This window comes from Streptomyces sp. B21-105, from assembly GCF_036898465.1.
Taxonomy (GTDB): Bacteria; Actinomycetota; Actinomycetes; order Streptomycetales; family Streptomycetaceae; genus Streptomyces.
In genome coordinates this window covers 8,772,620-8,784,456 of the sequence record NZ_JARUMJ010000001.1, presented here as the reverse complement: position 1 = coordinate 8,784,456, position 11,837 = coordinate 8,772,620, and the positions used below count along the sequence as shown (strand labels likewise).

Annotated in this window: 10 protein-coding genes; 8 read left to right on the top strand and 2 right to left on the bottom strand. The window is 74.0% G+C overall.

Annotation, left to right across the window (positions count from 1 at the left end):
• Nucleotides 1-38: 38 nt before the first annotated feature.
• The 5 genes from QA802_RS39245 to QA802_RS39225 all read left to right on the top strand — a co-directional run bounded on the left by QA802_RS39245 (nt 39) and on the right by QA802_RS39225 (nt 7,404).
• Entirely contained in the window at nt 39-1,124 is a 1,086-nt protein-coding gene (locus tag QA802_RS39245) for a LacI family DNA-binding transcriptional regulator (protein WP_334533319.1), read from the top strand.
• A 144-nt stretch (nt 1,125-1,268) separates the two neighbouring features.
• Nucleotides 1,269-3,938 carry a SpoIIE family protein phosphatase gene (locus QA802_RS39240; RefSeq protein ID WP_334533316.1) on the top strand — a complete coding sequence of 890 codons (2,670 nt, stop codon included), beginning with the start codon at nt 1,269-1,271 and terminating at the stop codon, nt 3,936-3,938.
• A 182-nt stretch (nt 3,939-4,120) separates the two neighbouring features.
• Entirely contained in the window at nt 4,121-4,900 is a 780-nt protein-coding gene (locus QA802_RS39235) for a hypothetical protein (RefSeq protein WP_334533313.1), read from the top strand.
• Nucleotides 4,901-5,140: 240 nt separating this feature from the next.
• Nucleotides 5,141-6,325: a PP2C family protein-serine/threonine phosphatase gene (locus QA802_RS39230; protein WP_334533311.1), complete on the top strand. Its 1,185-nt coding sequence runs from the start codon at nt 5,141-5,143 to the stop codon at nt 6,323-6,325.
• A 77-nt stretch (nt 6,326-6,402) separates the two neighbouring features.
• Nucleotides 6,403-7,404 carry an NAD-dependent epimerase/dehydratase family protein gene (locus tag QA802_RS39225; RefSeq protein ID WP_334533308.1) on the top strand — a complete coding sequence of 334 codons (1,002 nt, stop codon included), beginning with the start codon at nt 6,403-6,405 and terminating at the stop codon, nt 7,402-7,404.
• 109 nt (nt 7,405-7,513) lie between these two features.
• On the opposite strand, the gene QA802_RS39220 is transcribed toward QA802_RS39225, so the two are convergent.
• Together QA802_RS39220 and QA802_RS39215 are read right to left on the bottom strand one after the other, a co-directional pair.
• The gene (locus QA802_RS39220) at nt 7,514-8,626 is read right to left on the bottom strand and encodes a sensor histidine kinase (protein ID WP_334533305.1); all 1,113 of its coding nucleotides are present in this window, start codon (nt 8,624-8,626) and stop codon (nt 7,514-7,516) included.
• 2 nt (nt 8,627-8,628) lie between these two features.
• A complete protein-coding gene (locus QA802_RS39215; protein ID WP_334533303.1) occupies nt 8,629-9,390 on the bottom strand; it encodes a response regulator transcription factor in 762 nt (253 codons plus the stop codon).
• Nucleotides 9,391-9,516: 126 nt separating this feature from the next.
• On the opposite strand from QA802_RS39215, the gene QA802_RS39210 reads away from it, so the two are divergent.
• Genes QA802_RS39210 through QA802_RS39200 form a run of 3 tightly spaced genes read left to right on the top strand, consistent with a single transcriptional unit; the run spans nt 9,517 to nt 11,770 of the window.
• Nucleotides 9,517-10,284: a glycosyltransferase family 2 protein gene (locus QA802_RS39210; protein ID WP_334533300.1), complete on the top strand. Its 768-nt coding sequence runs from the start codon at nt 9,517-9,519 to the stop codon at nt 10,282-10,284.
• On the top strand, nt 10,281-10,898 hold the full coding sequence (locus QA802_RS39205; RefSeq protein WP_334533297.1) for a TIGR04282 family arsenosugar biosynthesis glycosyltransferase: 618 nt from the start codon (nt 10,281-10,283) through the stop codon (nt 10,896-10,898). Before QA802_RS39210 ends, QA802_RS39205 begins: the two co-directional genes overlap by 4 nt.
• On the top strand, nt 10,895-11,770 hold the full coding sequence (locus QA802_RS39200) for a class I SAM-dependent methyltransferase (RefSeq protein ID WP_334533294.1): 876 nt from the start codon (nt 10,895-10,897) through the stop codon (nt 11,768-11,770). Before QA802_RS39205 ends, QA802_RS39200 begins: the two co-directional genes overlap by 4 nt.
• Nucleotides 11,771-11,837 lie beyond the last annotated feature (67 nt).

The window sequence follows — 11,837 nt, the reverse complement described above, 5'->3', positions numbered from 1 at the left end:
GCTTGACGCACGGCAGGGTGGCCTCGCACACTCGATCCATGGATGTGACCGGTCACACGAATCCCGACAACCGCTCAGGTTCCGGGCGGGAGCCACGCAGAGCCGCCAGCATTCGCGATGTCGCACGGGCCGCCGGCGTCTCGTACCAGACCGTCTCCCGAGTGATCAACGCTCACCCCAACGTCCGCGAGGAGACCCGCCGCCGCGTCGAGGCGGCCGTCGAGAGCCTCGGATTCCGACGCAACCCGACCGCGTTCGCCCTCGCCAGCGGCGTGACCCGGTCCCTCACCGTGCTGACGTCGAACACCACCCTCTACGGCTACGCGGCCACCCTGCAGGGCCTGGAGCAAGCCGCCCGCGCCGCGGGATACGCGCTGGGCATGAAGGTGCTGACGTCCGAGGACGACCTCGACCGCACGATGTCCTCGGCAGCGGCCGAGGGCGGCGGACTGATGATCATCGGCTTCGATCCGCTCGGCGCCGCGGCCCTGGACCGGGCTCCGGCCGACGTGCCGTGCGCCGCCGTCGTCGAAGCCCCGCCGCCGGGCCGGACGCCTCCCCTGCCGGCCGTGTGGGCCGACGACCGCGAGGCGGCCCGGGCCGCCACCGCGTACCTGCTGGAGCTCGGACACCGGACCGTCCACTACCTCGCCATCCCCACATCCGTGGGCGCCCGCCGCCCCGAGGGCCCCCGCGCCCAGGGCTGGCGCGCCGCGCTGGAGACGGCCGGCATCACCCCGCCCGAACCGTGCGGCGGCGCCGGCTGGGACTCCCAGGTCGGCTACGACGAGGGGCGCAGGCTCGCGGAGGACCCGGACATCACCGCGATCCTGTGCGGCAACGACGACCTGGCGCTGGGCGTGCTGCGCGCCCTGCACCACGCCGGCCGGCAGGTGCCCGGCGACGTCAGCGTGGTCGGCTTCGACGACGCCCCGCACTCGGGGTTCCTCACGCCCGCCCTCACCACCGTGCGGATGGACTTCCAGGGGCTGGGCCGCGACGCCTTCGCCCTGCTGCGCGCCCAGCTGGAGAGCGGCCATCGGCCCCCCGCACCGACCTTCGCCGGCACCGACCTGATCGTCCGCGAGAGCTCCGGGCCCGTCGGCGGCTGCACCGGGCGGTAGGTGGCAGAACCGGTCGGGCGCGGGACTGTCCCGCGGAACCGGCGCCGTGCCGTGGGTGCACAGCGCGGCACCGCGTGTGACGAGTTCGGCCAAGCCCGGCATTCCAGGGTGATGGCCGGTACGAGCCACGGTTAGATGGGGGCTATGGATCGACGGCTCGGGCGTCTGCGGTCCTGGCAGGGGCTACGGACCGTCGCCGGCCAGGTTTTCGTTCTGCAGGTCTTCATCATCCTCGTGCTGGTCGCGGCCGCGGTCGCCGCCCTGCTGCTGCAGTCCCGCACCGACGCCGAGCGCGAGGCCCGCAACCGCACCCTCGCGGTGGCCTCCGCCGTCGCCTCCTCCCCCTCGGTCGTCCAGGCCCTGGGCGAACCGAAACCCACCGCGGCACTGCAGCGGCAGGCCGAACAGACGCGTGCCCGCTCCGGCGTGGACTTCGTCGTGGTGATGAGCGTCGACGGCATCCGCTACACCCATCCCAACCCGGCGCAGATCGGCCGGCACTACATCGGCAGCATCACCAAGGCCCGGCACGGCGGAGTCGTCACCGAGACGACCACCGGGACGCTGGGCCGGTCGGTGCGGACCGTCGTCGCCGTCAGGGACCCGAGCGGGAAGATCGTCGGGCTGGTCTCCGCGGGCATCACCGTCAAGCGGGTGAGTGTGGCGGCCGACCGGCAGGCGCCGCTCGTGCTGACGGCGACGGCGCTGGTGCTCGCGGCGGCCACCGCGGGCAGCGCGCTGATCAGCCGGCGGCTGCGTCGGCAGACGCACGGGCTCGGCCCCGCGCAGATGACCCGGATGTACGAGCACCACGACGCCGTCCTGCACGCGGTGCGCGAAGGCGTCCTCATCATCGACCGGCAGGGCCGGCTGCTGCTGGCCAACGACGAGGCGCGGCGCCTGCTGGACCTCGGCGCCGACGTGGAGGGGCGGCCCGTCGACAGCCTCGGACTGGAGCCGAGGGCCGAACGGCTCCTGCTGGCGGGCACGACGGCCACCGACCGGGTGCTCAAGGTCGGCACCCGGCTGCTGGCGGTCAGCCAGCGCCCCATGGAAGCGCAGCCCGGCCCCGGGGGTTCGGTCACCACCTTGCGGGACACGACGGAACTCAGCGCCCTGGTGGGGCGCGTGGAGGTCGTCCAGGAGCGGCTGAGCCTGCTGTACGAGGCCGGCCTGCGCATCGGCACCACCTTGAACGTGACGCGCACGGCGGAGGAACTGGCCGAACTGGCCGTGCCCAGGTTCGCCGACTACGTCACCGTCGACCTGGCCGACGCGGTGCTGCGCGGGGAGGAACCGAACCTGGCGAACATGGCGGAGCTGCGCCGGGTCGCGCTGCACGGCGTCCGCGAGGGCACACCGCTGTATCCGATCGGTGAGCTCATCCACTTCGACCCCTCGACGCCGCAGGCCACCGGGTTCGGTTCGGGGCGGATGGTGCTGGAGGCCGACATGGCGGCGTTCTCCGGCTGGCAGGTACAGGCTCCCGACCGCGCTCGCGCCCTGGTGGCCTCCGGCATCCACTCGATGATCGCGGCTCCGCTGCGGGCCCGCGGGGTGATCCTCGGCGTGGCGACGTTCTGGCGTTCGCGGGAACCCACCCCGTACGACCAGGAGGACCTGTCGGTCGCGGAGGAGCTCGTGGCCCGTGCCGCGGTGAGCATCGACAACGCCCGCCGCTTCACCCGCGAGCACGCCACGGCCGTCGCCCTGCAGCGGAGCCTGCTCCCGCACGCGCTGCCCGAACAGAGCGCCGTCGAGGTGGCGCACCGCTATCTGCCGGCAGAGGCGGGCCTCGGCGGCGTCGGCGGTGACTGGTTCGACGTCATCCCGCTGCCCGGGGCGCGGGTCGCCATCGTGGTGGGCGACGTCGTGGGGCACGGCCTGCACGCCGCCGCCACCATGGGGCAACTGCGCACCGCCGTGCACAACTTCTCGACGCTGGATCTGCCGCCCGACGAACTGCTCTGGCATCTGGACGAACTCGTCACCCGCATCGACCAGGACCGGGACGACGAGAACGGCGACACACCGACGCTGACCGGCGCCACCTGCCTGTACGCGGTCTACGACCCGGTGTCCGGTCGGTGCGCCATGGCCCGCGCCGGTCACCTGGAGCCGCTTCTCGTCCACCCGGACGGCCGGGCCCGGCTGGCCGGGGTGCCGGCCGGGCCGCCGCTGGGACTGGGCGGGCTGCCCTACGAGAAGGCGGAGATCCAACTGCCCCCGAGCAGCAGCATCGTGCTGTACACAGACGGTCTGCTCGAGGAACGGCAGTGGGACATCGACGAGGGCATCGAACGGCTGCGCGGCGTCGTCGCACACGCCGGACGCACACCTGAACAGATGTGCCAGGCCGTGATGGACGCCCTGCTGCCCAACGCCCCGCGCGACGACGTCGCGCTGCTCGTCGCCCGTACCCGGCTGCTCGACGGTGACCGGACCGCCCTGTGGCAGGTGGAGTCCGATCCGGCGGCCGTCTCCGGTGTCCGGGCCTGCGTCAGCGGTCTGCTGCACGCCTGGGGGCTGGACGAGGAGGCGTTCACGCTGGAGCTGATCCTGAGCGAGCTGGTCACCAACGCCATCCGGTACGCGACCGGGCCCATCACCGTGCGGGTGATCCGTGACCGCACCCTGATCTGCGAAGTGTCCGACGGGAGCAGCGTCTCACCGCATCTGCGCCGCGCCGCCGGCATGGACGAGGGCGGCCGCGGACTCTTCCTCGTGGCCCAGTTCGCCGACCGCTGGGGCACTCGCTACACCCCCGAAGGCAAGGTCATCTGGACCGAGCAGCAACTGCCCGGGGGGCAGTGACGGTTCACTCGGCTCGAGCGGCCGCGGCTCTGCGGGGGCGTGCGGTGAGTTCGGGGGGGTGTGGGCCCCGCGGGGCCACCGGGTGCCGGGGCGCGGGAGATTGTGCACATGTGCGACGCGGTCATGAGTGCGGTGAGTACTATTCGGCAAAACCACGGCACATCACTCCAAGGAGGACCCTCGTGGCCGACAACCATGACGAGACGACCAGCCTCAGGCCGCTGTATGCCGCCCGGTTGGCCGAGGACCTGAAGCACAACACCGAGGAGCAGGAGCGTCTCGGCAACGAAGTGAGCGCGCTCCAGGAGAAGTTGGAGTCACTGCGCCACGACCACGCTCTGCTGCTCAACATGCAGCAGGCGCTCGGTGGGGCGGCGGAGGCGGGCGAGGCGGCTTCCGCGAGCGCGCCCACGGCTTCCGTTCCCCGTCAGGCCGCGCCGACCGCCGTGCCGGCCGCCGCGCAGGGCCGTGAGCAGAAGAAGAAGGCGCGCGCCAGGAAGTCGACGTCGTCCCCGAAGGCCGCGTCATCGCCCAAGGCCGAGTCGGCGCCGAAGCCCGCGGCGTCACCGAAGCCCGCGGCGGCGCCCGCGTCGAAGACCTCGGCAGCGTCGAAGTCGACGCCGAAGACGGAGTCGGCTTCGAAGACGGCGTCGGTGTCGGCGTCGGCGGCCAAGAAGGCGCCCGCTGCCAAGCCGGCACCGAAGGCCGGCGACGGTCCGACGCTGCGCGAACTCGTCGTCGGTCACCTGACCGGCAAGGGCGAGCCCCGGTCGGCCCTGGAGGTCACCGAGGCGCTGAGCGGCGCCCACCCGGAACGCGGCATCAAGATCACGGTGGTGCGCAGCACCCTGGAGGCCCTGGTGGCCAAGGGGCAGGTCCGGCGCAGCAAGCAGGGCAAGTCCGTCTTCTACTCGGCGGAGTCCGTTCCCGCCGCGGACGAGAAGCAGCCTGCGACCGTCTGACGCGTCCGGCCCACCTTCCGCTCAGACTGTCCACGGGGGCGGCAGCACAGTGGGTCCGGGGCGGTGAACATGCCGCCAGGCGGAGCAATCGCCGGTGTGCCGCGGCTGCGCACAGCAGGCTGGACCTCCTGCCCGGGTTGTGTGACAGGAGTCCGCTGTGCGAAGGCCGCGTAACCCCGACCGTGCGACTTACCGCCCGCCTGCACGCCACGCCCACCCGGTGGCGCGCAGGAGCGTGGGGTGAGGCAGGCGTCCACGGACCGGCGGCCGAAGACCGCCGTGGCGGCGCGGAACCGACCGCCCGCGCCTCCGGCGTGGATGCGATGGCTGCCGCTGCTGTATGTCGTGGCGCTGCTGCTGATCGAGCCGGTGACGCCCACGCGGTGGCCGGTGAGTTTCGCGCTGATCGCCGTGCCGTTGCTGGCGGCGTTCGCCCACGGTCCGTCCGTCGTCGCCTGCGCCACGGTGTTCGCCGTCCTCTTCGAAGGGGTGCTGGCCGGCACCCCGTGCTGCGCGGGCCGGTCCGTCGGCTATCTGTGGGACCGCCATTATGTGGCCTCCTACATCTGCACCGCCCTGGTGGGCGCCCTGGGCACGATCCTGGCGGCCCACCGGATCCGTCGTGAACGCACGCTCGCCGACGTGCGTTTCGTGGCCGACATCGCGCAGCGCGTCCTGCTCAGACCGGTCCCCCACCGGATCGGCAGGCTGCGCCTTGCGAGCCTCTATCTCTCCGCCGCGGCCGAGGCACGCATCGGCGGCGACCTCTACGAGGCCGTTCCGACGCCGTACGGGGTGCGGCTGCTCATCGGTGACGTGCGCGGCAAGGGCCTGCTCGCGGTGGAGACCGCGGCCGCCCTGCTCGGCGCGTTCCGTGAGGCGGCGTACGACGAGTCGGATCTCCCGGCGCTGGCGGACCGGGTGGAGACGAGCATGAGCCGCAGGGCGAGGCTGCTCGAGGGCACCGACCCGGGCGAGCGGTTCGTCACCGCCGTCTTCGCCGAGGTCCCCGCCGACGACGACGTCGTCCGGGTCGTCAACTGCGGTCACCCGCCGCCGCTGCTGATCGGGCCCGGCGAGGTCCGTGAACTCGACCGGGGGCGGTCGGCCCCGCCGCTGAACCTCGGCATGCTCGTCGGCGATCCGTATCGCGTCGAAGTCTACGCCTTCCGGCCCGGTGACCAACTCCTGCTGTACACGGACGGCGTCACCGAGACCCGCGATCCCGGCGGCGTGTTCTACCCGCTGCAACAGCGGCTGCGCTCCTGGGGGGCCTTGCCGCCCGACGAACTGCTGCGCCGACTGCACACCGATCTGCTGGCCCACAGCCACGACCGGCTGCAGGACGACATCGCGGCGCTGACCGCCCGTCGGCTCGCCGACGAGGGGTGTGCGCCGCAGGGCGGGGCGGCCCACGATGACTGACTCACTGACTCTTACGGAGTCGTGACGTGGCGGGCGCGGACCAGCTCTTCGGGGGTTCGCCGCTCTAGCGTGGAGTCATGCGTGTACTGGTCACCGGCGGTGCCGGGTTCATCGGGTCCCATGTGGTCGAGGCGCTCCGGGCGCGCGGGCACGAACCCGTCGTGTTCGACGTGCGGGCCGACCCCGCCGCGGACGTCCGCGACGAAGCCGCCGTGTCGCGCGCACTGGCCGGGGTGGACGCGGTGTGCCACCAGGCCGCCATGGTGGGGCTGGGCGCCGGGTTCGCCGATGCCGCGGAGTACGTCTCCCGCAACGACCTGGGCACCGCGGTCCTGCTGACGGCCATGGCCGGGCGGGGCGTGCGGCGGCTGGTGCTGGCAGGGTCGATGGTGGTCTACGGCGAAGGGCGGTACACGTGCGCGCGGCACGGCGTGGTGCGGCCGGGGCCGCGGATCGTCACCGACCTGGCGGCCGGGCGTTTCGAGCCGCGGTGTCCGGCGTGCGGCAGGGAACTGTCGCCCGGGCTGGTCGACGAGGACGCGGCGGCGGACCCGCGCAACGTGTACGCCACCACCAAGCTCGCCCAGGAGCATCTGGCCGCCGCCTGGGCGCGGTCGACGGGCGGGTCGGCGGTGTCGTTGCGCTACCACAACGTCTACGGGCCCGGGATGCCCCGGGACACCCCGTACGCGGGGGTCGCCTCCTTCTTCCGTTCGGCGCTCGCCCGGGGCGAGGCGCCGCGCGTGTTCGAGGACGGGTCGCAGCGACGGGACTTCGTGCACGTACGGGACGTCGCGGCGGCCAACGCGGCCGCTCTGGAGGCGGATCCGGCCGTCGGCGCGCTCACCGCGTACAACACCGGCAGCGGTGAGCCGCACACCGTCGGCGAGATGGCGGCGGCGCTGGCGGCGGCCCACGGCGGGCCCGAGCCGGCGGTGACCGGCGAGTACCGGCTGGGGGACGTCCGGCACGTCACGGCGGACTCGTCCCGGCTGCGGGCGGAGCTGGGCTGGAAGCCTCAGGTCGGCTTCGCGGAGGGGATGCGGGAGTTCGCGTCGGCGGCGATGCGCGGCGCGTAGCCCGCACCGCGCCCCGCACAGGAATCGCGTCGCACAGGAACCGCGCCCCGCACAGAGACCTCACCGCACACAAGCCGCGCCCCACACAGGACCGGTGGTGCTGCCCGCGTCATGAAGCTGCCGCGGGCAGCACCACCTCGAAACGGCAGCCGCCGGGGATGTTGTGCACGGTGGCCCGGCCCCGGTGCGCCTCCACGATGCCGCGGACGATCGCCAGGCCCAGTCCGGCGCCCGCCGGCGGCGTCCGGGCGTGGGTGCCGCGCCAGCCGGTGTCGAAGACACGGCCGAGGTCCTCCTCGGGGATGCCGCCGCAGCTGTCCGAGACGGACAGCACCACGCCGTCGGGCGAGCGTTCGGCGGCCACCATGACGGTGCCGTCGGCGGGCGTCCGGCGGATCGCGTTGACCAGCAGGTTGCCGAGGACCCGGCTCATCTCCTTGCCGTCCACCTCCACCGGCAGGGGCTCCACCCGGTCCCCCACCAGTCGTACGCCGTGCTCGTACGCCAGCGGGTACGCCCCGGCGAGTGCGTCGCCGACCAGGTCGTAGACGGACATCCGGGCGGGCGACAGGGCAAGGGCGCCGGCGTGGATGCGGGAGAGCTCGAACAGGTCGCCGACCATGCCGTTGAGCCGTTCGACCTCGGTGCGGATCTGGCGCAGATAGCGGCCGGGGTCGACGGCGACGCCGTCCTCCAGCGCCTCGGACATCGCGCGCAGGCCGGCGAGCGGGGTGCGCAGGTCGTGCGAGATCCAGGCGACGAGTTCCCGCCGGGACGACTCCAGCGCCCGCTCCCGCTCCCGGGACTCGGCGAGTTTCGCGCTGGTGGCCTGCAACTCGCGGCTGAGCGCGACGAGTTCGGCGGTGGCCGGCCCGTCGGGTGCGGTGAAGGCACCGCCGTCGCCGAAGGAGCGGGCCGCGAGGGCGAGTTCGTGGCTGCGGGCGACCACCCAGCGGCCGAGCGCCAGCGCGGTGGCCAGGGAGACGACGGCCGCCATCGCGACCACCGTGGTGACCACGCTCAGGTCGTGCGGGGACAGGAACATCGCCTGCGCCACCGCGAGGGTGCCCGCGAGCATGGCGGTCACGGCGACGGCCGCCACCACGGTGAGCGAGCCGGTCAGCGACCGGCGGCGGAGCAGCCACAGGGCGCCCGCGCCGAGCAACCCGGCCGCGCCGGCGCCGAGCAGGGCGTACAGGGCGATGAGAAGGCTGTCGCGCACGGTCACTCCTCGCCGGGGCCGGCAGGGGCCGCGGGATCGAATCGGTAGCCGACGCCCCACACCGTCTGGATCAGACGGGGCCGGGCCGGATCGTCCTCCACCTTGTTGCGCAGCCGCCGCACATGGACGGTTACGGTCGACAGGTCGCCGAAGTCCCAGCCCCACACCTCCCGCATCAGGTCCTCACGGCTGAACGCCCGGCCCGGATGCCGCAGGAAGAACGCGAGGAGGTCGAACTCGCGCAGCGTGAGCGCCAGTTCGGCGCCGTCGCGGGTGGCGCGGCGGGCCGCCGGGTCGAGGGTGAGTCCGGCCGCGCCGAGGGAGCGTGCGCCCACCCGGGGCCGGGTGCGACGCAGCACGGACTCCACCCTGAGCACCAGTTCCCGGGGGCTGAACGGCTTGGTGACGTAGTCGTCCGCGCCGACCTCCAGGCCGAGGATGCGGTCGTCCTCGTCGCCGCGGGCGGTGAGCATGATCACCGGGACGGGACCTCGGCCACGCAACCGCCGGCACACCTCGAGGCCGTCCATGCCTGGCAACATCAGATCGAGGACCACCAGGTCGGGCCAGTGGGCGGTGGCGCCGGCGAGGGCGGAGGGCCCGTCTCCCGCCCGGTCCACCAGGTACCCGGCGCGGTCGAGGTAGCCCGCGACGACCTCGGCGACGGTCGGGTCGTCGTCGACGACCAGGACCCGGGGCCGGGTCGCCCCGGCCCCTCGGCTCGCGGGGGCGTCCGCGGCCTGCTCGTACGGCTGCTGTTCCATAGGGCCAGCCTCGCATCGTGGGCCGTCCCGCGTCGCCCCGCGGCCCCGTCCCGTAATCGACGTCCGCGTTTCGTAAGGAGCCGAAGTCCGAAATGTCCTATTCCCGTTCGTAGGGTGAGAGACGTGATGACCCCTCCCCCGCTCGAGGACGTCGACGTCGTCCTCCCCTGTCTGAACGAGGCCGAGGCGCTCCCCTGGGTACTCGCCCGCATTCCCTCCGGCTGGCGTGCGCTGGTCGTCGACAACGGGTCCGCCGACGGATCGGCGGACATCGCCCGGCGGCTCGGCGCCGTCGTCGTCCACGAGCCGCGCCGCGGCTTCGGCGCCGCCTGCCACGCCGGGCTGAGCGCCGCGACCGCCGGCATCGTGTGCTTCTGCGACTGCGACGCCTCACTCGACCCGGCCCTGCTCGTGCCGTTCGTGCGCGAAGTCCGAGACGGCCAGGCCGACCTGGTGCTCGGACGCAGACGCCCGCAGGGCCGCGGCGCCTGGCCCGCGCACGCCCGGGCCGGCAACATCGCGCTCGCGCGGATGCTGCGCCGCCGCACCGGCCTGCGCCTGCACGACCTCGGTCCACTGCGCGCCGCCCGCCGTGAGGCGCTGCTCGGGCTCGGGCTGACCGACCGGCGCAGCGGCTATCCGCTGCAGATGGTCGTGCGGGCCGCCGACGCGGGCTGGCGGGTGGCCGAGCACGACGTCCCGTATCTGCCGCGGTCCGGCGCGTCCAAGGTGACGGGCACCTGGCGCGGCACCTGGCACGCGGTGCGCGACATGAGCCGCGTCCTGGCCGAACCGCCGTCGGCGTCACCATCTCCGACGCTCGCGGCGAGCCCGGCTCCCGCTCCGGCTCCGACTCCCGGGCCCGGGCCCGTGCGGAAAGGGGTCCGCCGATGATCACCCTGCTCGTCGTCGCCAAGGAACCGCGGCCGGGCCGGGTGAAGACCCGCCTGACCCCGCCGTTCACACCCGCCGAGGCCGCCTCGCTCGCCGAGGCGGCCCTCGAGGACACCCTGCGCACGGTCGCCGCGACACCCGCCGGGCGTCGCGTGCTGGTCCTCGACGGGGAGAGCGGGCCGTGGCTGCCGCCCGGTTTCGACGTCGTGCCGCAGTGCGCGGGCGGCCTGGACGAGCGGCTCGCCGCGGCCTTCGCCGGGTGCGACGGCCCGGCCCTGCTGATCGGGATGGACACCCCACAGGTGACGCCGGAACTGCTCACTGTGGACTTCGAGGGGTACGACGCCTGCTTCGGCCCCGCCGAGGACGGCGGCTTCTGGGCCCTCGGACTGGCCCGCCCCGACCCGGATCTGTTGCGCGGGGTACCGATGTCGACGTCCGCCACCGGCGCGGTGCAGCGCGCCCGGCTCGTCGCCGCAGGACTGCGCGTGCGCGATCTGCCGCGCCTGCGGGACGTGGACACGTCCGCCGACGCCGAGGCGGTCGCCGCCGGCGCCGCGCACAGCCGCTTCGCCGCCGCCCTGACCCGCCTCCACGCGGTCGGCAGCCGATGAGCACGACGCACGAGGTGGTGACGCGCAAGGTGATGGCGAGCAAGGTGGTGACGGACGACGTGGTGACGCGCGAGACGGTCGAGCGTGAGGTGGTGGCGCGCGAGACGGTGGCGCGCGAGGGTGCGGAGCACGGCTGGTCCCGCGCCGACCCGTACGCCGACGCCCTCCGGGCCGGCCGCGGGCCGCTCTTCCTGCGCCGCGGGGACGGCTGGCTGCTGCCCCTGGACGTGGAGCGCTGGTGCGGGCGCGCCGACGCCGTGGACCGGCAGGTGCTGGACCGCTGCGAGGGCGCCGTCCTCGACGTGGGCTGCGGTCCCGGACGGCTGGTCGCCGAGCTCGCCGCGCGGGGCCGCACCGCTCTGGGCATCGACGTCAGCGAGGCCGCCGTCCGGCACACGGTCCGGCTCGGCGGCCCCGCACTGCGGCGCTCGGTCTTCGAGCCGCTTCCCGGGGAGGGCCGTTGGGGCACCGCCCTGCTCGTCGACGGCAACCTCGGCATCGGCGGTGACGCGGGCGCCCTCCTCGAGAGGCTGGCGGGGGTCCTGCTGCCCGGCGGCCTGCTGATCGCCGAGACGGCTCCCGTGGACGTCGACGAGTGCGTCAGCGTCCGTCTCGTCGACGTCCGGGGCGGCGCCGGCGCACCGTTCCCCTGGGCCCGGCTCGGCACCCGGGCGCTGCTCGGGCGCACCGGCCCGTCGGGCTGGCGGGCCGCCGATCAGTGGTCGGCGGACGGCCGTTGCTTCGTCGCCCTGCGCAGCCCCGACCGCCGGCGCAGCGCGAGCAGCAGCGCCGAGCCGCCGAAGAGCGCGGCCGTGATCAGCAGCCAGCGGGCCGGGAATCCGTCCGCGGACATCCCGGTCGTCGACCGGTAGCGCGCCTCCACGCGCCCGCTGATCAGCGGGAACCACACCAGCAGGAGCAGCCCGGACAGAGCGGCCG

What these genes read in the sequence shown, in the direction of transcription:
- QA802_RS39245 (WP_334533319.1), top strand. Translation starts at nt 39, where the DNA reads ATGGATGTGACCGGTCACACGAATCCCGACAACCGCTCAGGTTCCGGG.
- QA802_RS39240 (WP_334533316.1), top strand. Translation starts at nt 1,269, where the DNA reads ATGGATCGACGGCTCGGGCGTCTGCGGTCCTGGCAGGGGCTACGGACC.
- QA802_RS39225 (WP_334533308.1), top strand. Translation starts at nt 6,403, where the DNA reads ATGCGTGTACTGGTCACCGGCGGTGCCGGGTTCATCGGGTCCCATGTG.
- QA802_RS39215 (WP_334533303.1), bottom strand. Translation starts at nt 9,390, where the DNA reads ATGGAACAGCAGCCGTACGAGCAGGCCGCGGACGCCCCCGCGAGCCGA.
- QA802_RS39210 (WP_334533300.1), top strand. Translation starts at nt 9,517, where the DNA reads ATGACCCCTCCCCCGCTCGAGGACGTCGACGTCGTCCTCCCCTGTCTG.
- QA802_RS39205 (WP_334533297.1), top strand. Translation starts at nt 10,281, where the DNA reads ATGATCACCCTGCTCGTCGTCGCCAAGGAACCGCGGCCGGGCCGGGTG.
- QA802_RS39200 (WP_334533294.1), top strand. Translation starts at nt 10,895, where the DNA reads ATGAGCACGACGCACGAGGTGGTGACGCGCAAGGTGATGGCGAGCAAG.